Raw genomic sequence first — 25,074 nt, 5'->3', positions numbered from 1 at the left:
GTCTAAAAGGAGTCGGGTACAGATGATGCAGACGGGTTTAAGCAGAGGTTGCGTAATCTCTACCAGTCGGTAGAGATTATCACAGAATCATTCTATACAAGTTCTTGTAGCGCAAAGGAGTGATATAATGTACCTTATTCCGATACAATTGTAGAATAATGGAGAGAAAAATAGTCGTTCGACCGGATAATGCTTGACAAACAGGACAAATTTTGTTACTTTTTTCACAAATTTGAGAAGGATAATGTAGTCTATGCAGAACTCATTCATTGCAATAACTTTCCGGGTATGCTCAGTGTTTTTGATTTTAACCGCCATAGGTGGCGCTCAATCATCTGATTCCTCCCGCACGTTGGAATCTGAAGAGAGATTTATTGTCGAGACTCGGCATCGTCTGTTTCCCAATTTTCGGCAGGTCGATACAGTCGCCCTGGGAGAGGTTTTTCTGGTAGGCGAAGAGGAACTCAAAGCGGAGATTTTGAAATTCAATCCTCACCTGGGGATAACCGACAGTGGAAAGTATCTTCAGATGTCGGATACCTTATATAACCCTGCAGTTCTTGTTCGTCTCACATTGGAAGATGGCCGGGTTCAAGAGAGCTGGGGCTTTTATGTAATGGATGCCCCGCATTATCGTCGCGACAATCTCTTCGGGTTCAAACTGGTTGATTTCAAGGTCGGCGACAAGTATATAAAGTTGCCAGAGGAAAAATAAAGGCAAATCCATGACAAATCAGTTCCGGACGCGACTGCTGCGGGGAGTTCTGGGGGCGATTGTTGCAACGCTTGCTTTTGCCTCCGCCTCGTTCGCGGCAAAGACCTGCTACGACTGTCATCAGGAAGCGAAGAAGAGTTACGGCTCCCGGAGGGTGATTCATCAGCCGGTCAAGGAGCAAAATTGCGAATCATGCCATAAGAGACATGGATTTTCCCAACAGCTGATTCTCAAAGACAACAGTTCCGAACTCTGTTACAGCTGTCACGCTGAGCTGAAAGAGCCTTTCTCCGTCGGGCAAAAGCATTTTCCGGTGGAGAAAGGGGTGTGCTGGGATTGTCATGACCCCCATGCTTCCGATAAAAGATTTCTCCTTCGCACCGGAATAGAGGGAGCCGATGACCCGCTATCCTGCCTTATCTGTCATCAGACCGACCTCAAAGAGTCACTGACGGCGGAGCATAAACATCCGCCATTTACCGACCTTGATTGTGGCCGATGCCACTCTGCTCACAATAGCCCTCATGATGGCCTGCTTCGGACAGCGGCGAATGACCTCTGCGCGGAATGCCACAAAGCGACGGACCGCGCTCTCCAGGCGGCGCATAAGGACAAGAATACCGAATCGCTCCAATGTTCGGCTTGCCATTCCGGTCACTCTTCGGCAAATGCGGCGCTTCTTTCCGACAATACCCATGCTCCTTTTGCCTCCGGTGATTGCACTACTTGTCATTCTCTGCCCGACACGGTAGGGCAGGTTGCTTTTGAAGAGGGAACTACTCCGGCAGCAGTCTGCACCAATTGTCATGATGAGCAAGCGCGCGGAGCCGAAAAACCGTATCCCCATGCTGCTGTTGCTACTGACAATTGTGTTGATTGTCACGACCCGCACTCATCGCGTCATGAAAGCCTCCTTAAAAAAGCGGAGATTGAACTTTGCGCCGACTGTCATACCGATATTGTCGGCGGCCAGGGGAAAGCGCCGCATCTTCCGGCTCTGGCAGGTGAGTGCAGTAAATGCCACGAAGTGCACGGCTCCGAAAATAAAGCGCTGGTGCGCCGGGACGGCTCGGCTCTCTGTCTGGAATGCCATACCGATTTTGTGGCGCGCAAAGATTCTGCCTTGACTGTTCATGCCGCGCTCGATGATTGCCTTACCTGTCATGACCCGCATGAAGGGGTAGCCGCCCCGGTTCTCAAGACGAAGCCGGGTGACCTCTGTGTTAATTGTCACGGCGTCGACCAGACCGCATTGATGGCTCGCTCCGGGCATCAGCCATATCTGACTTCAAACTGTGTCGAATGCCATCAACCGCATTTCAGCGACAAGGCGCATCTGGTGCGGGACGGCGGGCAGGCACTCTGTCTCAAATGTCACGCCGATATCGGCACCAGGACGGCAATGGAATTCCCCCATCCACCGGCAACGGAAGATTGCCTGACCTGCCACAAACCCCATTACTCAGAACAGTTGCATCTTCTCTCCACTCATGAAGAAGAACTCTGCGCCAGCTGCCACGACTATGATGAACTTCAAATCAATCAGAATTTCGCGCATACTCCGGCGCAGGAAGGGGACTGCACCGGTTGTCATAATCCGCACGGGGCAACACGGGAAAACCTGCTCACAGGACGGATTACGAAAGTCAATATTGATGGCCGAATGGTGGGACGGGTGCCGCATCTTACGGACAAATCATCCGACCTCTGTTACACCTGCCATGATGACCTCGCCGAGAAATTCCGTCGGCAGGGAGTGCATAAGCCGGTAGAGGAAGGGAAGTGCGACGCCTGTCATGCGCCGCATGGTTCGTCTCATTTTGCTTTTGTCAAAGACTCAGCCTCGGCCCTTTGCGGCAGTTGCCATACTCTGAACGATTCGCTGGCGGCAGCGCACGACAACTATGACTTATCTTCCGCCGACTGCCTCGATTGCCATAATCCTCATATTTCAGAGAAGCCGAAATTGCTGCGGGCAGGTAATCATCCCCCTTACGAAACGAAAGATTGCGAGGGATGCCATACCCAAGGAAGCGACGGCAAAATCCAATTGGCGGCCGATGTGAGCGAACTCTGCCAGGTATGTCATGACGGCGTAACTGCCGATATGAGCAAGAAACATCAGCATGCCGCTTTTGCCGGAGGCGATTGTCTCACCTGCCATGCCGCCCATGCTTCCGACCGGCAGAAATTGCTGCGCGCTGAAGATAACCAGCTTTGCTTTGGTTGTCATGGCGACCTGAAAGATTTGCGCCGACTGTCATCACAGCATGAGCCGTTTCATGCCGGAAAATGCCTCGATTGCCACGAACCGCATGCCTCCGACAACGCCGGGCTAATAAATAAACCGAAAGAGACCTTCTGTCTGAGTTGTCATGACGATGTGAAGAAGGAACTGAACGCAGGTCCAGCTCATAAACCACTTCTGACTGGGGAATGCGGCGCCTGTCATTTGCCTCATGCCGGTAAGAATGAGGCTCTCCTGGTCAGCAATAAAGAGGAGCTCTGCGGCAAATGTCATGATTTGAAATCGACAAAGATAACTCAAGCGCACAGCGGTTTTGATGTCTCTGATGCCGATTGCCAGAGTTGCCACGCGCCTCACGCCGGAACTAAAAACGTTCCCGGACTGCTTCTACCCCAGGCGCATCAGCCATTCAGCGCGAAAGAATGCAGCTCCTGCCATCAGGGAACAGTGGCAACCAATCTGAATAAATCTCCCAAACAGCTCTGCCTTGACTGCCATAATGACTTTGCGCCCCAGATGGCTCGCGCTGTTGTGCACGAACCGGTGAGAAGCGATGACGGTTGCACCGGCTGCCATTCCCCGCACGTGGGATTCGGAAAGAGCCTGCAGATTAAAGACGGTTACAAGACCTGTTTGACTTGCCATAATGGCTCCGAATTCACCGGCAAGGTGCGTCACCAGATCGCTTTTGAAGACTGCGGTAATTGCCATCAACCGCACAGCGCCGATTACAAGGGGCTGCTTGATACCGAAGATATTATGGCTCTCTGCTCAACCTGCCATCCTGACACAAAAAAGACGCATTACCATCCGATGGGCGAAGGGGTCACCGACCCGCGCACAAAAGATGTGCTGGACTGTGTCAGTTGCCACTCGCCGCATTCCAGCGAATATAGTTCGATACTGATTGCCGATAAAGACCGGAAACTTTGTATTGTCTGTCACGGCGTTTCGATGCACTGATGAGAATAAAAACTGTTTCTGCATTTACTGGCGCCTGCTTTGGGACATTGTTGATGCTCTGCTTTTTGGGCATGGCAGCGCCGTCATACTCGCAGCTGAATCCGATGGAATGGAAAAGCGCCGCCTCACGCTACAGCGGATTCAGGCCATCACATCTGGCGCTCTCTCCCACCGGAGACCGGATTGCCCTGGCCGATAACATCACCGGACGAATCCTGGTCATTGATTACCGCGGCGAGGTTCTCTGGGGGGCAGGGGAAAATGTAAAAATCGAGCCGCCGCTGACCGTTGCATTTGATTCTGAAAATGAGATATTGTTCACGGCCGCCAATACGTCACTGGTATTTAAGTGCCGGGAGAATGAGCCGCAGAAAATCGACACGGTGGCAAATCTGGAAGAAGTCTTCAAACGCAAAATCTCCGTGAAACAGTTGGTCAAAAGACCAGGCGGGGATTATCTTATTCTGGATGATAAATCCGGTTCGATTCTTCGGGCCGACAGCAGCTGGGAGGAAGGTCAGGTTCTGATATCAGGCGGACAGGGAAGAGGGAAATTATGGGCGCCATCGCTTATGACGGTTGATTTTTCAGGCAAGATTCTCGTTACGGACCTTAAGAATTATCCTCTCCAGGTCTTTGACGGCAATGGAAAATTCTTGTTCTATGGTGGATGGGACAAACCGGGTCTGGAGCGCGGATGGGAGGCAACAGCGGTGGCGGTCGATCGGACTGAGAGAATAGTTGTCGCCGACCGCACCAATTCGCAGTTGCGGCTCTATGACCAGAGCGGCCGAGAAATTAATCTGTTGCCGCTGGGATATGCCCCCGCCAGCATTGCGGCAATGACTGTTACCGCTGCGGGCCAGATTTATATGATTGATGAATTCCGCGGACTTCTGAGCGCCGACTGGGAAAACTGAGGAAACCGTGCGTTATTCATTATTGATATCAGGCTTTCTTCTGATCTTCGGCAATGCTGCTTCCGGGGGGAACTGGCATATCGGAACCACCTCGCATTGCAAGGACTGTCATCTTCAGCATTCGACCGAAGAAGGACTGGAACTTCCCGGCGGACCTTATTCCTATCTTTTGGTGAAAAGCTCGGTCAATGAGCTCTGTCTCTCCTGTCATGACGGTTCCGACCCGACGGCGCCGGATGTCTCGCATCCGGTGGAGATGTACAGCGGCACTCTCTCGGGAGAGAGCGCCGCCGGTTTCTTCCGGGATGGGGGATTGTATGATTCGCACAATCATACACTCGGTATCACTGTGACAACACCGCTTCAATCAACGGCAAAATCGAATACCCTGACCTGCGCCAGCTGTCATGCCGTCCATGGGAACAGCAACTATCGGAATCTTCTTCACGACCCCGAAGATGTGGGCGATTCTTTGATAATTGAGGAGGGGAAAGAGGTGCTGACAGGACGTCTGCCGGATACCCCTCCTACATCTGCCGGCTCAATCGCCGCCTATGAACGCGGAAACGTCGGTTACCGCTCCGGTCTGTCCGAATGGTGTGTCAGTTGTCATGATATATTAGGGATTAATGAAAGCTCGGTACCTCCGGCGCATTTCAACGGGCATCCGGACCGGGTCGCCTTGAATCAGTTTGTCGGAGACCTGCATGCCGACCCGCAACACTGGATTTCCGGCGTCGGCGAAGGATTCGACTTGACCGCTGGCGGTATCCGGCGGGTTCCGTTCGAATCCCCTTTGGCGACCGGATTTGCGGCATCACTACTTCCCTCGTCCGGAGACCGGGTATTCTGCGGGAGTTGCCATAAGGCTCACGGCGGAAACTACGCTTCCTCTTTTCTCTGGCCCTTCAAAGAAGGAGGCGCAAGTTTCAATGCCGGATGCCAGCAGTGCCATAACAAATGATATTCTGAGTCTTTATGAAAACGGCAGCCAAATTCGTCATTATTATCACGGCTCTATGCGGGGTCTGGAGACTCTCCGGCGCCGACGGCACCTATAGTCAGTCGCCTCACGGCTCCTCTCTGACTGGAGTACTTCGAACCGGCGACTATCCGAGAGGAAGTTGTGCCCAGTGCCATAAGGGACATGATGGCGGCAACGGTTATCCTTTCGGGTTGTTTCAGGAGAACTCCAATCGCTTATGTTTCTCACAATCGATGGGGGGATGTCATGCCGACCGCCCGGCCGGAGCCACCTCCGGTTATCCGGCGCAGGAATCGGACCGGATGCCGCTTGGCTCCAGCGATCCCGGATACTTTGAATTCAACAGCGGCGGCATTAGAGTTCCCGGAACCCACCATTTGGTGCGCTGGCCCGGACAGATTATCTGGGAAAACACCGCTTTTTCCTCTCATTACAGCGACCCCGACATGCCGCTAAAAGATGCCCTCGGTTTTGGTTCCTGCGACAACTGTCACGATGTGCATGGCGGCAGCGCCCGGCATGATATGCTCGATACCACCTACTCGGGCATTGTCGGGTCTCAGACCGGCTTTACCACCGAAAACTATCTTCTCTGTTTCACCTGTCACAGTGTCAATGGACCGGTTGGAATGGATGAATCCTCCCGTTATATTGCCGACTATTACGACCGTTCGGTTAATCCCGGAACAAGAACGGGCCACGGGTTATCGCACGGCGGTTCCTTTGTGCCATCCGGCGCCCGACTCCCTTGCTTCGACTGCCATAACCCGCATGGCTCCGAAGGGTACAACGGTCAGGGTAGCAACGGTTATCTGCTCAGCGACCAGCGCCCCGGCTGGTATGGCTTAAACAATATTAAAGAAGATAACATCCAGGTGCGACGATTCTGTTTTGGGTGTCATCCCTCCAGTGACGGCCAGGGGGGAGGCTCCGTGGAAGGGATTACCCCGCGGCCGCTGCCAGGCGAAATTCCGGACCACGCATTCAACGGCGCCCGCCACTGTTATGACTGCCATGGGCGGGACTATTCAGGACCCAATGCCAATAATGTACATAATCCGTCAGAGGGTGAGAACTGATGAATCGTCGGCCGGCTGTCGGATTGTTACTCCTGATATTGCTGTTTGCCGTCAATACAGCTGTAAGCGGGCGTCTATACGGAAATGTCGCTTTCTACTATCAGCATGTCGACGAATCAAACCAGATTGAGCGTCAGGATGACCTGACCCGCGAGAGCATTCTTCTCAATTATGAGGACGACCTCTTTGTCAAGAACTGGATTCGTCTGGCGGCAAATCTTGACCGACAAGAATTCTCCTACACCAATTATCATCAATTCCGCCCGATATTTTATTTCGACCTCAAAAGTTACGGCTATCTTCTCAATTTCAGCTACTCGCCTTATCGCCGGTTGACTACTACTCCGGCCGGCGGCGAGCCATTTTATCTCTATTATCGCAACTGGAGAGGCGGATTGCATATCAATTATCCGGATTATCCCTCACTCAGCCTCATCTTCAATCAAACCGGCAACTATGACAAAGAGGTTATCAGGAGATATGACGGACGCAGCCGCAATTTCGTGGCGGAATCGATTTATCAGAAAGGGGCAGTATCACTTCGCGCCAACTATAACAACTTGACACAGTCGAATTTCCTCCCGGGAGGAAAAGAAACTGTGACGCGGACATACTCCGGCTCGGCCGGCGTTACCGAGATGCTGGGGAGGGTCGGGAATTTTTCTGCCACTTATAATTATTATCAGACCGACCGTCTGGTGGACGATATCCGCAGCCAGCGCTCCCGGACGCATTCCGCTACCGCCTTATTCAGCAGTTATGAATTCAAGAAATTGAGTCTGAGCGCGGCATATTCGGGAAGATTTATCGAGGTGCTTGAACGGGCCGGCGAGCTTGACGCCGGAAATCAGAATATTTCCGCTCAGGCCGGACTGGCGCCGACCGGATATCTCAATTTTCAATTGACCAAGAGTTACCAGATTAGTGATGAAAGCGGCGGGAACCGGATTGTCGAATATATTTCTTTTGGCGCCGGGCTGAGCCGTTATTTTCGAAGCGGTGTCGACAGCCGACTTAGCTTCAACCGCACCGTCTATCAGCAGTCTGACCGGCTGATTACCTTGACCGATACTGTCGGCAATACTGTAGCCGTTATCGATAAGAGCCAATACGCTCTGGACAATTACTTTTTCTCTTTCAGCTTCAAACCTTACTATTATATGCGAACCTATGTCGATTTCTCGGTAATGCATAACAGCGACCCGATCGACGACAACTCCCGGTACCAAAGCAACGGCTCGGTCGATACGAGGCTTACCATAAACCGCAAGATGGAAGGACGGGTGGGATTTACATCGCTGTACCAGGGGGCGAAGCTTCGTTTGGGACGAAGTTACTCTCAAAATTTCAATCTCGGCTTATCCTATAATCCCCGTCCCAATCTGAACTTGAATCTTACTTATATCTACAGCGAGTTTAATGTCGGCAGCCGCAACAGCAGCGGCGCCTGGAATGGATATATCAGTTACAGTTTCCGCCGGGCATTCAGCTTCTATTTTGCCTTCAACAGTCAACGCCAGGCAAGAGAAGAAGCCGCTGGCGCCGGTCTGCCATTGGCAGAAAAAGTGACCCGTCCCCGGACCTTCAATCTCGAACTGGTGACATATTTGAGCCGCCAGATAACCCTGATTACCGGCTATCTGTACAGCCGGACAGAGTATCAGGCGGAGGGAAGAGCAATCAACAGGTCGCTTCAGATGAATTTGAATATAAAAATATAGAAACAGGTTACATAATATGAAAATCTCAATCTTGTTCCTGCCGCTTCTCTTGCTTCTATTGTCTTCGTGCGGCGGGTATCGGGTCTATGTCAATGAAGAGGCTGATTTTGGTTTCTACAGCCGGGTCGGCTTAATGACTTTCTCGAATTTAAGCAGCGATAACAACGCCGGAGAAAAGGTGACCTCCAGTTTCCGGACGGAACTTCTCTTTCTAAAAGATATTGAAGTCGCCAACGCCGGTGACTTCTCGAAAGCAACCAGGGCAGTGATAAAAGAGATGCCGCTAAATTTACCGGAATCGTTTTCAAGCGAGGATGCTATAGCCATCGGGCGAGAGGCTAAGGTGGAGGGGATTTTTGTCGGCGCCGTGAAAGACTACGGCATGGTCCGCTCGGGACAGACGGAATTTCCGCTGGTCTCTATAATTGTTCGCTTCATTGACTGCCAGACCGGAAAAGTAGTCTGGAGTTTTGAGCAGACCCAGAAAGGGGGACCGAAATTTCCGGTCTTTTCTTTCGGCGAAACCCATACCCTCGGTGAAATGACAGCCAAAGTCTGCCGCGAGGCGGTTAGGGCATTTGCCAGGAGTCTGAAATGAACCGGGGATTGATGCGGGAAACTATGTCGCTGATGCTGGCGGCGGCGATTCTTTTCTCTTTAGGGGGATGCGCTACCCAGATGGTTGCCAAGAAGAGGATTGAAGAGAGGTTCCCATCGACCTCGCGAGTGGCGGTAATCCCTTTTGAGAACCTGAGCGGCACGGAGAAAGCGGCGGAGAAGATAACCGATTACTTCCAGACCATCATGAAAGGGATTAAGAAGTTTGAAACCGTTGAGTACGGAGAGACTTATGACCTCTTGCGGCAGTTCCGGGTGCGCTCATCTACCCAAATTACTGAGGCGCAAATCGATACTCTCGCTTCCCGCTTAGACCTCGACTTCATCCTGACCGGCGCCGTGCTGGAATTCGAGGAATATGACAACAGTTACCTGGGGCGAGTCCCGCAAGTTTCCCTTAATTGCCGAATGATTGACTGCCGCAGCAAGAAGACCGTCTGGGTAGCGACTAACAATGGTCGCGGCGACCGGGGTGAGGTTGCCTTCGGTATCGGAGCGATAAAATCAGCAGAGGCTCTTGCCCGTCAAATGGTCGAAGAAGCGGTTCAGGACCTGACAGCGCTTTTTGATTAGGCGGTTTATGCGCGGCTCAAGATATTTATATCTGCTTCTGCTTCTCGCGCTCTTCTTGATAATTCCCAAAATATCGGAAACCGGCGACATCGCTTCGCGGATAACTTTTGATGCCATTACCTTCGACGATGGGATGGGGATTAATCTGCGGAGCCCACGCGCTATCTTTTTTGATAAGCGCTCCGGAGAGCTGACTGTAGCCGATGCCGGCAACAACCGGATTTTAATCTATGACCGGAATCTAAAACCGCTTTATTCCTTTGACCATTTCGTACGGGACCGCTATACCGGTATGATTATAAAGGGGGAACCGAAAGCGGTGGCGGTGAACAGCCTCGGCGAGATTATTGTCATCGATAACCTGGTTGAATATCTGGAAGTCCTTGATTTCCGGGGGACACCGCTGGAAAAGCTCACGGTGGGGCAGATTCTTGGTGATAGCGCGGTCAAAGCGCGCCCGGAATGCCTGGCAATTGATGTCGCTGACAATCTCTATCTCGGTGTTACCGGCAATATTACCGCCTTATTAATGCTGGATAAGAATCTTAAATTGATTCGGGTGATAGGCAAAAAAGGACCGCTTCCATCCGAACTGAATACAATTCTTGCAGTTACCGAAAGTGACGGGCTGCTGTACATGACCGACCTTTATTCCGTGCCGGCAATCAAGATTTTTGATACCGCCGGCAACTATATCTCAGGATTCGCCGGGCATGATATCGAAGAGCCCGACCTATCGCTTCCTTCCGGAATTGCCGTCTCAAAAGACTCCATTGATGGCACTCTCATCTGGGTTACAGACGGTCTCCGACAGGTTGTCAAAGTCTATAATCCCGAAGGGGATATGCTCGTTCAGGTGGGGGGATTTGGGTACAAACTTGGTGAGTATCAATATCCTGCCGGCATCGTATTTTCAGGGGATGGGCACTTTTTTGTCTCTGAGAAGGTTGGCAACCGGATTCAGCGATTCCTGCTTAAGTGATTCATATATAAAACCTTACATTAAAGTAATCTTTATACTGAAATTCCATAATGGGGGCGCAAATATTATTAAATTTGTCCAATTTTGTGCTTGACAAATCAGGACTATTTTGTTATTCTTTTCACAAGGTAAAAATTAGGTTTGATATCAATAAGAGACAAATTTACTCGCTAATTACAAGTTCCTGAATTCGAGCAGCTTAATGAGACCGTTACCGACAGCAAACGACATCAGACATTACCAAACGGTCTCATATCTTTACCCCAGAAAAGGCTAATTGTGGCAGGAAAGGTTGCAAATGAAGCGAAGGAAACTCAATTAAGAGAAGAAATGTCGATTCAATCTTGTATCTCAAAAGGAGAAATTATGGAACGGAAAGATTTCGGAATGAAGAATATCAAAATGAAAGGAGGTGAAATGAGAAGCACAATGAGGAAGGTACTTTATCTCTTAACTGCTTTAGTGGCATTAGTGATGAGCAGCGCTATCGCCGGTGACTATCATACGGGGACGACACTGGCTTGTCAGGAATGCCATGTTATGCACTATAGCCAGACGCACGGCTACAATGCCAATGGCACCGGCATTACGGTAGATTTGGGCACCGATGGTCCTTACCACTACCTGCTGAGAAATCATATTAATGACCTTTGCCTGACCTGCCATGACAATCAGTCGTTTGCTCCTGATGTTCTCGCTGAGAATGGCGGAGCGCTTCCGACTAACGGTCGTCAGGCCGGCGCCCTGAATCGCGACAATGTCGCGCCATATTTTGACGCTACCGGTCATACTCTGGGAAGCACCGACGCCGCTCCCGGCGGGAACTGGTCAAACCCGGATGGTCTCAATTGCATCAACTGTCATACGCAGCATGGCCGTGGCAACCCGGCGCCGACGGGCGGAGTTTCTACCAGCGCTTATCGCAATCTTGCCTTTAATATTACCGGCACCAATACCGCCGGTGTCTCTTATGCGGTAGGAACCAACGACCTGGGTAGAGATGTATTCGAGCGTTCGGCAAGCTATGGCGGCGACCACTACGACATTCGGAATGTTGATTTCAACGAGCCGAATGCCGCCGTTTCCGCTTATGGTGACTTCTGCAAACAGTGTCATACCAATTTCCACGGTTCGTCAGCTGACGCCAACATGCGCAATACCGCCGGCACCGCCGGTCAGGAATGGTATCGTCACCCCACCGCCGACGCCAATATCGGCGCACAGGGTGGTGGACATTCCAGTATCAGCCGCGCTTTCGGCGCTCGCGCCTATCGGGTGCAGGTTATGTCTCCGACCGGCAACTGGGGAACCTGGGGAACCGCTATGGGAGCATCCACTCCGACAGATTTGACTCCGTCCTGTATGTCTTGCCATAAGGCACACGGCAATACCCGCGCTTTTGGTCTGATTTGGGCGACCGGAGCGGCCAACTATGGCGAGAATGGCGATGGCGCCAACTACAAGGCTGTCTGCGGACAGTGCCACGTTCAGGTTACTCTGTAATTTGGTTTATATACTCTCTGAGGGAAGGAACCTCTGGCTCCTTCCCTTTCTTTTTATCCTCGATTTATAAATCCGGACAATCAGCAAAGTGTATAAGGCAATATCAATGGAAAACCCGGCTTAATTGAGCCGGGTTCTTATCAGAATACTGATAATTTATTAGCGGCAGACAGGAGCCGGTCCCTGCTTATATAGATACCCTATGATATAAGTGGCATCGAGAATACCAATTTTGCCATTGCCGTCGGCATCGCCGGCGGCAAAGGGTTCAGGCGGTAAACCACTGCGATAAAGGTACTGCAAAAGGTAAGCGACATCGAGAATATTCACCAGGCCGTTGCCGTTGGCATCTCCGCAAAGATAAAGCGGTTCCAAGGCGATATCGACACGAGTGGCGCTGTACGGCGCCACCGTTACTGAATGGACAGTATCAGGGAAGTATCCATCAGCGCTGAATTCAATCTCATATGTTCCCGGGAATATCATTCGGTGGTAATTGCCGACCGCCGGATCGGTCCGGACTTCAGAGCTGTCAAAATCATGTGATAAGATTCTCATTTTGCCATCAAGCGGCAACCCGGTCGAAATATCAGTAACGATTCCCCGAATGCCGTAAAGCGAATTCTCCAGCCAGTCCAGAAAGGCTACCTGGTTATAATCCCAGTGAGCCGGCAGGAGCGCCGGATTGAGAAGTTTGGTTCCAGAAATCTCGATAGTTACTTCCCGGCAGTGATGCCACCAGTTCATAAAATCCTGTCGGCCGCCGTTCACCTCGTACCAGGCGTATCCATTGGTTATTCCATCCACCAGGTCATTCATATACCCGACCGGGCTGTAAGCCTGGGCGGTCTCGGCGTACTGGCGGCAGACATAGACATACCAGTCATTGTCTGGATGCCACCGGGGCCAGGTATCCCAGGGGTAGTTGACCACCTCAATACCGCCATGAAAATTCGCCGAGATGACAAAGTTTCTCGCTCCTGCCAGATTCATCATAACTACCGTTTCCGGTTGCCAGACACGGCCATCCGGGTGGTCGCCGTTCTCCGGATCGGGAAAATTCCGGTTCAAATCGACGCCATTGGCGTTCCCGCGAGTCGCCGAATAGACACTATTGTTGCCGCCGGCATAGGTGCCATCCGGGTTGGCTAACGGATTAATCCAGATATCGCAGCTGTCCACCAGACGGGTGACCAGAGAATCGGCGCCATAATTACTCAACAGATAATCAATAAGCCGCAACATCAGAACATATCCGGTAAGTTCATCACCATGAATGGAACTGGTGTACATCACTTCCGGCTCATCTTCTTCCGCGCCGACATTGTCTGAGATACGGGCGAAGAGTATCTGCCTTCCCTGGAGCGATAACCCGGCATCATAGATGGTGCAAAGATTGGGGTAACTGGCGGCGAATTGGTTCATCATATCGACATAAGCGGTGTAGGTGGGATAGCTGTCCCAGTCGAGCATTTCCGCCGGCAAGGCTGTCATCCTGGGAACCAGAAGTTTTCCCGGGTGAGGCAGGAGGGTGTAGGCAAGATTCAGCTTCTGGAAGGCGCTCATTTCCTGCTCATTGGCGTAGGCATAGACAGTATCACCTCTAACATTATCAATGGAGACAATCCTGGTCAGCGACGCAATCTGTTCGCGGGAATCGACTGTAAATTTAAAGTAGTATTCTGTGGCGGCGGAAGATGGCGTTGACGCCAATATCAATAAAGTGACAAGCAGGGGAAGGAGCCCGATTTTAAGTCTCTGCTTTCCTGCCGCTGGAGAAGGAATTGGTGCCTTCAATTTATCTCTGTAACGATGCGCTGTCAATTCCTCTAGATTCTGCAGTAAGGTCGAATTATATTTTCAGTATACTTCAAAATGGATAAATGTCAACGAAATGTTTGATTGAACATAGCGCGATGACCGCGCAGAAGCAAAAAGAGGAAGGGAAAGAAACCCTTCCTCTTTGCAGTTTAGTCGCTTGACGGTTTACAGAGTCATCATCACCGCGGAGTAGGGGGTGCCGGCCGCGGCGGCAAAATATGAGGCTCCTCTTTAATCTTTTTATTCAAGTACTCCAGAGCTTGAAGAAGCTGGTCATCATATCCGGCGACCAATCGTTCCGGCAGATTCTCCACTTCCATATCCGGCACGACTCCCACATTCTCCATAATCCAGTTTCCTTTGAGGTCATAAATGGAGAATTCCGGGACAGTGCAGTAGCCGCCGTCAAGAAGAGAGGGGAATCCGCGAATACCGACCACTCCTCCCCAGGTCCGTTTGCCCATTAAGGGTCCCAATTTATATTCTCTGAAGAAATAGGGGAAATAATCGCCGTCAGAGCAGGAGAACTCATTGGTCAGTGTAATCATATGGGCGTAGATGCCGCGCGGGGCTTCTTTGAAGTTGCGCGATGCCCCCATCGCCCGCAGTTCCTGTCGCAGCCTTTGCAGAATCAGAGTCGAAACAAATCCCCCGCCGTTGTACCGGACATCGATTATCAATCCTTCCTTGCGTATCTGGTGGTAGAACATTTTCATAAAACGCACCAGCCCGAAAGTATCCATATCGGGAATATGGAGATATCCGATTTTTCCGCCGGATACGGAATCGACATAGCGACGTCGCTCTTCCACCCAGTTATAATAGCGAAGGATTTCTTCCTCGGCAATCGGCTTGACGGTGACTTCACGGGCGCCGGTCATATCGGGACGATTATTCACTGTCAAAGTGATTTTCTTGCCGACCATATTCTCCGTCAAAGAATAGGGGTCAATATCGCCGGTTATCGGAAGGCCGTTTATCGCCAGCAAGTATTCTCCTTCCTTAACATTCACCCCGGGATCACGCAGGGGAGAGCGCAGCTGCTCATCCCAGTTTTCTCCCTGCAGGATACGAGCAATCTTGATACGGTTCGATGCTTCATCAACTTCGAAATCGACCCCGAGTAGCCCGATTCTGCTGGGTCTGACCTGCGGCATCTCGCCCCCGCCGGTGTAGGTGTGCGAGCAGCAGAGCTCCCCAATCATCTCGCCTATTAGATAGGTCAGGTCGTAGCGGTGCTGGACAAAGGGGAGCATGGCGGCGTAGCGGTCATGCATCTTCTTCCAGTCAACGCCGTGCATGTTGGGGTCGTAAAAATAGTCCCGTTGCAGACGCCAGGCTTCTTTGTACATCTGATTATACTCGACCAGATGGTCAACTTTCATCTCCATCCGGGAAAGGTCAACCCGCTTCTCCTCTAAGTCAGCTTTCTTGCCTCCGGTTTCGGTGATGAAGAAGTCGTTCCCTTTCCGAATCATTATCTTATCGCCTTTGGCGGTGAGAGAATAATTGTTCAGCCCGACCGCAAAATCGGAATCTTTCTTCTCTTTCAGGTCATACTTGTGCAGGACCGTCTCATCTTTTCCAATTCTTCCCTTCAGCCCCGATAGCGGAAATGAAAAATAGAAGACCGCCCCCTTAATCGCCGCGATGCCATCATATTCGCCGGCGGGAAGGTCGAAGGCGACCTGACGGCTGTAGATGCCTTCAAAATCAATTTTTACTTCTACCGGTTTTTCCTCCGGTGATTCTTCTTTGCCGCCTTTCTTGCCTTCCTTGGGCTTTTCATCTTTCTTTTCCTCGACAGCCTCTTCTTCTTTTGGCTCAAAAGGGGATTTTTCATCGGCCGATAGAAGAATCAGGTACAGATTGGTAATGGCGTTATTGATGGAGAAGAATTCGTAACTGCCCAGCATCGGATTGAAATTCCGCTCCGAGAGGAAATACAGATACTTTCCTTCCGGGTCGAAAGCGGGAGCGTAGTCGTTTGTAAATCCGGGGGTAATCTGGCGGACTTTGCCATCGGCAAATGAATAGACAAAGATAGCCATGATATTATTGTCCAGCGTCTTATTATACGCCAGGAATTTGCTGTCGGGCGACCAGACATAATTGCGAATTTCATTCCGCTCCGACTTGTCGATTCTGGTCGTTTTCCGGGAAGCGATATCGATGTAGTATAGATTCAGTTCCTTGTCGGAAAAGACCAGCATTTTGCTGTCGGGTGACCATTCCGGCGTAAAGCGTCGGCAATGCCCGTCGTTGGTGAGACGCACCTTCTCTTTTCCGTTGGTTGCGACCAGGTAAATCTCGCCCTCGCCGTTCTCGTCAGAGATATAAGATATCCATTTCCCGTCTGGCGACCAGCGGGCGGCGCTTTCCCGCGCCCCGGAGGTCTGCCCGGTCAGATTGCGGGTTTCTCCTTCCTTTGCCGGCACCGTGAACAGTTCGCCGCGAGCGACAAAGAGACCCCGTTTGCCATCCGGGGCGATATCAAAATCAGATACTCTGTCGGCAAGTTTGACAAATTCGGGGCGGACGGTATGATGGTCAGTAATAAGATTGACAGTCACCTTGCGCAACTGCTCTGCCGGAAGCTCCAGCAGATGAATATATCCGCCGTTCTCAAAGGCTATGGCGTTATCGCCGAGGCTGGGCCAGCGGACATCATATTCGGTGAATTTCGTGACCTGGCGAGTCTCTTTGGTTTTGGTGTCATAACAGAAAATGTTTAAAGTTCCGGTCCGGTCGGAGTTGAAATATATTTTGTCGCCGTACCACATCGGCATGTTGTCGGTGCCGACCCAGTCGGTTATCTTTTCCGAGCTATTGTTTTCGAGGTCATAAATCCAGATATCCTGCGCCATCCCTCCCTTATATCGCTTCCAGGTGCGGAAGTCTCGGTAGATTGGGCAATAAGCGACTTTCTTGGAATCAGGCGAAAAACTGGTGAAACCAGCTACCGCCATCGGAAGCGGGCGGGGAAGGCCGCCGCTGGTGTCCACCAGATAGGCTCGCCCGTCCCACCAGGTCATCGATTCGGCGCGGGAGCGGAAGAGAACTTTCGAACTGTCCTTCGACCACCCCATGACAATATTCTCGGGACCGAACCGTTCACTGGTATTCTGGATGCCGGGGTGAAAAGTAAGCCTCTTGGGACTTCCGCCGCCGGTGGGAATGACATAGACCGAGTAATCACCATCATATTTTCCTCCGAAGGCAATCATTTTGCCATCGGGCGAAAATTTTGGAAAGAACTCGTAACCTTCATGGCTGGTTATGCGGATAGCCTGTCCTCCCCCACGCGGGGCGACATAGATATCACCGGCATAAATAAATGTGATATTGTCCCGGGAAACATCCGGGAAACGCAGCAGGCGCGCCTCATTGGTATCCTGAGCCATTCCCAGGCAGCTGAAAAATACCAAGAAAAGCAGCGTCACCATAAAATCTCTTTTCATGGGGACTCCGTTAAAGAAGTGATTGTAATGTGATATACCATAGTCCAATCTATTCAATTTCTTTACGTATTGTTAGCAACAAGGTTTTAAAAATCTGGAGAGTGAATTTAACTGAATGGTCCTGTTTTGGCAATTGGCATTAGAAAATTATCAGATTTCACAATAAGATGAACCTTTAACTGAGGAAGTAGTTATGCCGCGAGTGATTCATTTCGAGATTCAGGCGGACAACCCTGAACGCGCTATTAAGTTTTATTCGGAAGTACTGGGGTGGAAATTTCAGAAATGGGATGGCCCCATGGAGTACTGGCTGATAACGACCGGGGACCGCGCGCAGCCCGGTATTGACGGCGGCCTGGTGAGACGGCGCGGCGCTATCGACGGCGATGCGGTCATCGCTTATGTCTGCACGGTTGATGTGCCATCGGTGGATAAGCATGCCTCCAGCGCCACCAAAGCGGGCGGAAAAGTGGTGGTGCCGAAAACGCCGATACCGGGAGTGGGATGGCTGGTCTATTGCAAAGACACCGAAGGGAATATTTTCGGGATGATGCAGTCCGACCCGAATGCCAAGTGATGCTCGATAGCGAAGGGCGAAAACTTCTCCGCTCTTTTCCCGCCATCATTAAGGCATCTGAATTTCTGACAAAATCGCAGGGGCGCACAGCCGTGCGCCTCTTTAGCGTTATCGGTCAAAATCCCCCCGAGTTTCGTGGTTATTGCGAATAACAAGCGGGGGGGTGACAATCTTCCGTAGAGGTGAACCGGCTCGTTCGCCCATTGTTGAAATCATCCCCCGTTCGAAACGGGGAATGATTTCGGGTCGACACACGGGTCGACCCCTACTTTCGAATCCTTTCGAAGCGTGAACTGACGCGTCAATCAGCGGCGTAGTTTTGACCACGAAGGCAGGTTCTATAGAGGTGGATTCCAGTGTACGCTGGAATGACGGTAGGGGCAGGGTTCACCCCTGCCCGAGAGACCCGCAACAAGAAAAGATTGCTTCGCCGCGCTATCCGCTCCCTGTTGGAACGGGGAGGCCGCGCGGCTCCTCGCATTGACGCTTTTTATACCGCAGGACGATTTATTCTGTGAATGGCTCCTCGAAATGACGCTCTTAGAGCTTCTAATACTCCATTAGAGGGAGTGCCAGTGAAGAAAGCGGAGTGCACTTTACGACCTGGCAACCCAGGTCACAATTGACTCAGGTCGTCAACTATTCCAGGCTAAATGACGCTTATTTCCAATTCGACCGGGCCTTATTGTCTGCCGGTCAGATTTCGGAGCCAGTTGTACCAGTCATTCAGCCCGTCGCCGGTACGGCAGGATACCTCAAAGATTTTCAAGCCCCCGTTTATCTGAAGCGCGTTTTTCCTGACCTTTGCCATATCAAAATCAGATAAGCCGAGCAGGTCGATTTTATTAATGACCATGACGGATGCGCGACGGAACATCGCCGGATATTTCAACGGTTTGTCGTCCCCTTCGGTGGTGCTTATGAGCGCCACTTTCATCTCTTCACCCAGGTCATAACTTGAGGGGCAGACCAGATTTCCGACATTCTCAATAAAAAGTATCTGGATACCTTCCAGGTTCATGGAAGCGATCGCCCTTTCGACCATCCGGGCGTCAAGATGGCAGGCGCCGCCGGTGACAATGGAACAGACCGCTTCGCCCCCGGTTCTTTTCAGACGATTGGCGTCGTTTTCAGTCTGCACATCGCCGGCAATCAACGCCATTTTGATTTCGCTCTTTAGTGCGGCCAGGCTCTTTTCCAACAATGACGTTTTCCCGGAACCGGGCGAACTCACCAGATTCAAGGCGACAATTTTTTTGCTTCCCAGCATCTTCCGGATTTCGGCGGCAATCCGGTCGTTTTCCGAGAGAACTTTTTTCTCAAGGGCGATTCTTTTTGTCATGACAGAGTCTTTCAAATCCTCTTCATTCTGCTTCAATGTACACCAGGTCTAATTCCTGCCCGGCAGTGATATTAATATTGGTAGAATAACAGTGGGGGCAGACGAAAATAAACTCATTGACCTCAAAATCTTTGCCGCAGCTGCGGCATTCCCCCCGCACCGGAACCTCTTCGATTTGCAATTTGGCATGAGCCAGAGCCGTTTCCGGAATTATCGATTCAAATCCAAATTCGAGCGAGGAGATATTGACACCGGAGAGAGCGCCAATCCGAAGACCGATAGCGGTTATCGAATGAAGATTCCGACGGGTCATCTCCTCGAGAGCGGACTGCATAATGCTTTCGGCAATACGGAGCTCATGCATAAGCCATATTCCATTCCCGCAGCTGGCGAGCGACCAAATCAAATAGCTCCCGCATTCCGTTAACTACAGCCGGGGATATCTTGCCTCCAATGGTGTACGGGTCGGCAACTTCAACCGCAAATATCTTTATTTCCTGCGGGAAATCGATTTTGAGTTCATTTGATAATGCCAGCAGTTCAGGGAGACCGGCGTAATGGGGGGAGGGGGCTTCCACCGCGGGGATATGATCGGAATCGAGGCTCATCACGGTTCCGGGAGAATTTTGACCAGTTTTTATGGCGTCTATAATAATTGCCTTATCATAGCCGATAAAGTAATCGAGGAGAGCCAGGCCGCAAACCGCGCTCTCGGCAAAATCAGCCTGGCCCTTCAACTCCTCACTGAGCCGTCGGACTGTTAGAATTCCGACGGCATCGTCGGAAAGTAACTCATTTCCCAGCCCTAACACAAGTACTTTCACAGGTCACCGTTATGTTTTATCTCCTGAATAAGTCCATTTTTGGCGTCAAAAAGCCGCACCCAGAGGGGAGTCTGTCCCGGCAGGCAGTGGGTGGCGCATCCATGACAGGGGTCATAGGCGCGAAAGCCCATCTCGACCATATTCAGCAAGCCATCATCGACTTTTCCTCCTTTTATCAGACCTTTTGCGGCTTTATCGACCGACATCGCAATCCGCGCCGCATTATTCTGCGTGGCGACAATCAAGTTCGCTTTTTTTACGATTCCTTTTTCGTCGGTTTGATAATGATGGAAAAGGGTGCCGCGCGGCGCCTCAACCACTCCGATACCTTCTTCAGGTATCTCCGTGGGGATAGTGCGCACATTGGGATTGATAATTTCCGGATCCTTCGCCAGTTCGCGGCTTCTTTCCGCGGCGTACAGGAGTTCAATCAAGCGCGCCCAGTGATTGGCGAGCGTATGATGAACCGGCCTGCCGCCAAGGGTTGCGAAGAACTGCTCATATGCCTCCTGAGCCAGCGGGGTCGCCATGCCGTCGGATGCATTCAGCCGCGCCAGCGGCGCCACGGCATAAATGCCGCTGTCGGCGCCTTCTTCAAAACCTTTCCACCCGATATCTTTCAGAAAGCAGAACTTAATAAAACTCCAGGGTTCCACATGCTCGGCGATATGTTTGAGATATTCCTGCGGCTTGAATTTCAGAAACTCTTTGCCGTCCGGGGCGACCACGCGAATGTTGCCTTCGTAGAAGTTGACCCGATTTTGCCCATCAACCTGTCCCATATAATATGTCTTATGGGTGTAAGTATCCGAGAGAATCCAATCAACATACTGCTTGTTTTTGAGAACAACGTCATTAAATATCCCCAGTGAAAACTGGGCGAACTTGACGGCATGCTCGGCGCCGGCGATAAATTTCGACTGCTCCTCTTTCTTTAGCGGGCGGGCCACACCGCCGGGCAAGCCAAAGACAGGATGAATCACTTTGCCGCCGGCAAGTGATATCAGTTCGCGAAGTTCTTTCCGCAAACCGATAACCTCTTTGCCGACTTCCAGACCGACCTTCCCCAGAACGCCGAGGATATTCCGCTCTCCTTTCGGGGCGGTTGGTCCCACCACGAAATCAGGTCCGCCCAGGAAAAAGAAATGGAGGGCATGGTCTTCCACAAAGAAAAGGGAATAGATCAGCTCTCTTATTTTCTTAGCCGAATCGGGCGGTTCGACTTTGTACAGGTCGTCCAGAGCGCGGGTCGCCGCCATATGGTGGGCGGTCGGACAGACACCACAGATGCGCGAGGTTATCTGCGGCATATCTTCGGCGGGACGTCCTTCGGCAAATTTCTCGAACCCCCGCAGTTCCGGAATCTGCAGATAAGCCCGGTCAACATCACCTTTTTCATTCAGGAAGATATCAATCTTGCCGTGCCCTTCCAGCCGGGTAATGGGGTCTATCAGGATTTCTCTTTTCATTCTTAATTACCTCCCTGCCCTGAGTTATAGGTGCGGTGGAGCAATGATGCCGGAAGCGAGTAGCGATAGAAAGTACCGGTCGGGTCGGCTATCTTGCCTAATATAGCGGCAATTTCTTTTTCGTCATTGGAGCCGACCAGTGAAGCAATCGCCGAAAGCGCTTTGGCGCCATAATCAAGCACCCGGCTGGTTGGTCCCATACAGCCGGTGCAGGGCATATTGCCATTGACACAGGCCGAGCCGCATCCGGAGCGGGTGGCGCTCCCGAGACAAAGAAGCCCCTGCGCTAGAAGGCATTTCTCGGTATCAATTACTAACTCGTGTGGACGTTTGAATTCCCGCAGTTGCGGTTTCTCCGGTTTCGATTCTTTACGGGGGCAGACCTCACAGAGCGCCTTATCGGGGGCTAAGACAGTCCCCTTTGCCGGCAACTTTCCTCCCAGAATCGCCGCCACCGCGTCTTTTATCAGTTCTACCGGAGGGGGGCAGCCGGGCAGGTAATAATCGACATCGATTACCTGGTCGAGTGCTTTAACCGTGTTCCAGAGAGCGGGGAGAGTTACCGTTCCTTCCGGAACCTGACATGATTGCTGCGGATATATCCCCTGCGGATTTTCAACGCTGAAGACCTCTTTGTATGAGTTGGCCAGGATTGCTTCTCTATTGAAAAGATTTGCCAGCCCGGGTATGCCGCCGAGATGAGAGCAACTTCCAAAAGCAATCAAGAGTCCCGATTTCTTTCTCAGCAGTTCCACCATCTCAAACTGCTCCGACGAGCGAATGGCGCCGTTTATGAAACAGACCGCCAGTTCGCGGTCATTAAGTTTTTCAACATCTTCCCGTTTGAAATCCAAGGCTACGGGCCAGAAGAGAATATCAACGGCGGCGACAACCTTTAGAATATCCTCGTTGAGGTCCACCACCGCTTCCTCACAGCCGCCACAGGCGGCGCACCAGTAAAACCCCACTTTCGGCTTGCTCATATCTTTACCCCCTCGGCTTGCGCCACCGACTCCTCGACTTTCTTATGGACGGTATCGATAGGCACCGGTTCCAGATGTAACGGTCCCAGTTTTTTCAACTGCTCGGTCATTTCATTCATTACTTTCTGCACCCGGTCACCTTCGGAGGCGGCAATCCATTCCATGCGCACCCGTTCATTTTCAATTCCCATATCTTGTAGCAGCCTTTTAAGAAGGGTGAAGCGTCGCAGGGTTTTGTAATTCCCCTCCTGATAATGACAGTCGCCGGGGTGGCATCCGCCGATCAGAACGCCGTCGGCTCCCTCCCGCAGCGCCATCAGGATGAACTGCGGGTCCAGCCGCCCGGAGCACATGACTCGCACCACCCGGGCATTGGGGGCATAGGTCATTCTCGCGGTTCCGGCTAAATCCGCCGCGGTATAGGTGCACCAGTTGCAGAAAAAGGCGACAATGCGCGGCTCGAAGTTACCGCTGTTGGCTTTATTTTTATCAGACATAGTTCATTACTCCCCTGATTTCTTCGAAAATCTGTTCATCCGTAAAGAGATTCTGCTGGAGCGCTCCCGAGGGGCAGGCGGCAACGCAGGTGCCGCATCCTTTGCAGAGGGCGCCATTTACTGACGCGCGATTGACATCGGCGCTGAAACCTATCGCGCTATAGGGACAGAGAGCAATACAGGTTCGACAACCGGAACAGAACTCTTCCTGCACGAAGGCGGTATTCGGTTCCAGCTCTACATACCCTTTATCGATAAGCGCCAGCGCCTCGGCGGCGGCGGCACCCGCCTGTGCCACACTGTCGGGAATATCTTTCGGACCCTGGCAGGCACCGGCAAGCGAGATACCGTCGGTGAAGGTCGAAACCGGCGCCAGTTTGGGATGTCGCTCCAGAAACCAACCTTCATAACTGCAGCTGATATTGAACATCCGGCGGATATCGTCGGCGTCAGCCGATGGTTCCAGCCCGACCGCCAGAACTACCATATCAACCGGAATCCGTCGCACCACCCCGATCAGAGTATCTTCAGCGCGGATAACCAGTTTTCCTTCTTCGTCAGCCGTCATGGTCCAGTCGCTGACCTCCGCCACTCGGCCGCGGATGAAATGGATTCCCTCTTTGAGAAGTTTATCGTAGAACTCCTCATACCCTTTTCCGGCTGCCCGAATATCGATATAGAAGTTATAAACTTCGGCACCGGTCCGCTCTTTTATCAGATGCGCCAGCTTGAGCGACGCCATACAACAGAGACGAGAGCAGTAACGATTGGTGTTGATATCGCGGCTGCCAACACAATGTATTATTCCTACCGAGGTCGGCTTTCGACCGTCCTTCAAGCGGACTTCGCCGCCGGTAGGTCCGGAAGCGTTGACCAGCCTCTCGATTTCAAGACTGGTAAATACATTGGGGTATTTACCGTAGCCGTATCGGGGAACTCTTGAAGCGTCAAAAACTTTAAATCCGGTTGCCAGGATTATTGCCCCTACCTCAATCTCTTTGATCTCTTCCTTCTGCTTAAAATCGATTGCCTTTCGTTCGCAGGCATCGACACAGGTTTTCTTGCATTTGCCGGTGCGGAACTCGGTGCAGGTTTCCGGGTCGATTAGCGCCACCAGCGGGGTCGCCTGCGGGAAAGGGATATATATCGGTTTGCGCTGACTGAGCCCGATATTGAATTCGTCTTCGAATTTGGCTTTCTTGAAAATGCATTTCTCGATGCACTCGTAACAACCGACACAAAGCTCCTCATCGATATAGCGCGGTTTTCGGCGGACTTTGACTTTGAAATTGCCGACATATCCATCCACCTGGCTGACTTCGGAATAACTCCAGAGAATGATATTGGGATGAGAGCGCACCGCCGACATCTTTGGTGTCAGTATGCAGGCGGCGCAATCCAGTGTCGGGAAGGTCTTGTCGAATTTCGCCATATGGCCGCCGATGGTCGGCTCCTTTTCAACCAGATAAACTTTCTTGCCGGAATCGGCGATGGTCAAGGCGGCATGGATACCGGCAATACCGCCGCCGACTATCAGGACATCAGGATTCACCGGCACCCGTGTCTTCTCCAGCGGTTTGTGCCGGGCGACTCTCTTGACGGCGCCGGCTATCAACGCTTTCGCCTTCACCGTCGCCATCTCCTTGTCAAATGTCACCCAGGAGACATGCTCCCGGATATTAGCCATCTGGAAAAAGAAAGGATTCTGTCCGCCGGCAAGAGTCGCCTTGCGGAAGGTTGCTTCGTGCATCAAGGGGGAGCAGGATGCCACCACCACCCGGTCGATTTTGCCG

General features: G+C 51.7%; 20 protein-coding genes. 11 read left to right on the top strand and 9 right to left on the bottom strand.

The features are described 5' to 3' along the window. Positions 1 to 295: 295 nt before the first annotated feature. The 10 genes from AB1690_00760 to AB1690_00715 all read left to right on the top strand — a co-directional run bounded on the left by AB1690_00760 (position 296) and on the right by AB1690_00715 (position 12,307). Positions 296 to 715 carry a hypothetical protein gene (locus AB1690_00760; protein ID MEW6013831.1) on the top strand — a complete coding sequence of 140 codons (420 nt, stop codon included), beginning with the start codon at positions 296 to 298 and terminating at the stop codon, positions 713 to 715. Between the two features lie 10 nt (positions 716 to 725). Beyond that, positions 726 to 3,926 (top strand): cytochrome c3 family protein, encoded by a 3,201-nt coding sequence (locus tag AB1690_00755; protein ID MEW6013830.1) that lies wholly within the window; start codon positions 726 to 728, stop codon positions 3,924 to 3,926. A gap of 53 nt (positions 3,927 to 3,979) precedes the next feature. Continuing rightward, positions 3,980 to 4,846, top strand: coding sequence for a hypothetical protein (locus tag AB1690_00750; GenBank protein MEW6013829.1), 867 nt, complete (start codon positions 3,980 to 3,982; stop codon positions 4,844 to 4,846). Positions 4,847 to 4,853: 7 nt separating this feature from the next. Continuing rightward, the gene (locus AB1690_00745) at positions 4,854 to 5,810 is read left to right on the top strand and encodes a cytochrome c3 family protein (protein MEW6013828.1); all 957 of its coding nucleotides are present in this window, start codon (positions 4,854 to 4,856) and stop codon (positions 5,808 to 5,810) included. A gap of 14 nt (positions 5,811 to 5,824) precedes the next feature. Then, positions 5,825 to 6,910: a hypothetical protein gene (locus tag AB1690_00740; protein MEW6013827.1), complete on the top strand. Its 1,086-nt coding sequence runs from the start codon at positions 5,825 to 5,827 to the stop codon at positions 6,908 to 6,910. Continuing rightward, on the top strand, positions 6,910 to 8,631 hold the full coding sequence (locus AB1690_00735; GenBank protein ID MEW6013826.1) for a hypothetical protein: 1,722 nt from the start codon (positions 6,910 to 6,912) through the stop codon (positions 8,629 to 8,631). Before AB1690_00740 ends, AB1690_00735 begins: the two co-directional genes overlap by 1 nt. A gap of 16 nt (positions 8,632 to 8,647) precedes the next feature. Continuing rightward, the gene (locus AB1690_00730) at positions 8,648 to 9,229 is read left to right on the top strand and encodes a hypothetical protein (protein MEW6013825.1); all 582 of its coding nucleotides are present in this window, start codon (positions 8,648 to 8,650) and stop codon (positions 9,227 to 9,229) included. Continuing rightward, positions 9,226 to 9,822 (top strand): hypothetical protein, encoded by a 597-nt coding sequence (locus AB1690_00725; GenBank protein ID MEW6013824.1) that lies wholly within the window; start codon positions 9,226 to 9,228, stop codon positions 9,820 to 9,822. Before AB1690_00730 ends, AB1690_00725 begins: the two co-directional genes overlap by 4 nt. Positions 9,823 to 9,829: 7 nt before the next feature. Beyond that, the gene (locus AB1690_00720; protein MEW6013823.1) at positions 9,830 to 10,804 is read left to right on the top strand and encodes an NHL repeat-containing protein; all 975 of its coding nucleotides are present in this window, start codon (positions 9,830 to 9,832) and stop codon (positions 10,802 to 10,804) included. 366 nt (positions 10,805 to 11,170) lie between these two features. Continuing rightward, entirely contained in the window at positions 11,171 to 12,307 is a 1,137-nt protein-coding gene (locus AB1690_00715) for a cytochrome c3 family protein (protein ID MEW6013822.1), read from the top strand. A 159-nt stretch (positions 12,308 to 12,466) separates the two neighbouring features. Here AB1690_00715 and AB1690_00710 read toward each other — a convergent pair whose 3' ends face one another. Next, complete coding sequence (locus AB1690_00710; protein ID MEW6013821.1) at positions 12,467 to 14,104, bottom strand: M14 family zinc carboxypeptidase; 1,638 nt, start codon at positions 14,102 to 14,104, stop codon at positions 12,467 to 12,469. A gap of 203 nt (positions 14,105 to 14,307) precedes the next feature. Next, entirely contained in the window at positions 14,308 to 17,589 is a 3,282-nt protein-coding gene (locus AB1690_00705; GenBank protein ID MEW6013820.1) for a PDZ domain-containing protein, read from the bottom strand. Between the two features lie 193 nt (positions 17,590 to 17,782). On the opposite strand from AB1690_00705, the gene AB1690_00700 reads away from it, so the two are divergent. Further along, positions 17,783 to 18,166, top strand: a complete 384-nt coding sequence (locus AB1690_00700) for a VOC family protein (GenBank protein ID MEW6013819.1) — start codon at positions 17,783 to 17,785, stop codon at positions 18,164 to 18,166. 682 nt (positions 18,167 to 18,848) lie between these two features. On the opposite strand, the gene hypB is transcribed toward AB1690_00700, so the two are convergent. From hypB to AB1690_00665, 7 genes are all read right to left on the bottom strand, one after another. Further along, positions 18,849 to 19,508, bottom strand: coding sequence for a hydrogenase nickel incorporation protein HypB (hypB, locus tag AB1690_00695; protein ID MEW6013818.1), 660 nt, complete (start codon positions 19,506 to 19,508; stop codon positions 18,849 to 18,851). A 22-nt stretch (positions 19,509 to 19,530) separates the two neighbouring features. Continuing rightward, complete coding sequence (gene hypA, locus AB1690_00690) at positions 19,531 to 19,872, bottom strand: hydrogenase maturation nickel metallochaperone HypA (protein ID MEW6013817.1); 342 nt, start codon at positions 19,870 to 19,872, stop codon at positions 19,531 to 19,533. Further along, a complete protein-coding gene (locus AB1690_00685; GenBank protein MEW6013816.1) occupies positions 19,865 to 20,332 on the bottom strand; it encodes a hydrogenase maturation protease in 468 nt (155 codons plus the stop codon). Before AB1690_00685 ends, hypA begins: the two co-directional genes overlap by 8 nt. Continuing rightward, positions 20,329 to 21,801: a Ni/Fe hydrogenase subunit alpha gene (locus tag AB1690_00680; GenBank protein ID MEW6013815.1), complete on the bottom strand. Its 1,473-nt coding sequence runs from the start codon at positions 21,799 to 21,801 to the stop codon at positions 20,329 to 20,331. The genes AB1690_00685 and AB1690_00680 overlap by 4 nt, the downstream gene beginning before the upstream one ends. A gap of 2 nt (positions 21,802 to 21,803) precedes the next feature. Further along, the gene (locus AB1690_00675; GenBank protein MEW6013814.1) at positions 21,804 to 22,784 is read right to left on the bottom strand and encodes an oxidoreductase; all 981 of its coding nucleotides are present in this window, start codon (positions 22,782 to 22,784) and stop codon (positions 21,804 to 21,806) included. Then, positions 22,781 to 23,281, bottom strand: coding sequence for a hydrogenase iron-sulfur subunit (locus AB1690_00670; GenBank protein ID MEW6013813.1), 501 nt, complete (start codon positions 23,279 to 23,281; stop codon positions 22,781 to 22,783). Before AB1690_00670 ends, AB1690_00675 begins: the two co-directional genes overlap by 4 nt. After that, the coding region (locus AB1690_00665; protein MEW6013812.1) for a CoB--CoM heterodisulfide reductase iron-sulfur subunit A family protein at positions 23,274 to 25,074 on the bottom strand (1,801 nt) is incomplete at its 5' end. The genes AB1690_00665 and AB1690_00670, both read right to left, overlap by 8 nt.

The organism is Candidatus Zixiibacteriota bacterium, from assembly GCA_040753495.1.
Classification (GTDB): Bacteria; Zixibacteria; MSB-5A5; order GN15; family PGXB01; genus DYGG01.
This window is presented reverse-complemented; position numbering and strand designations above follow the sequence as displayed.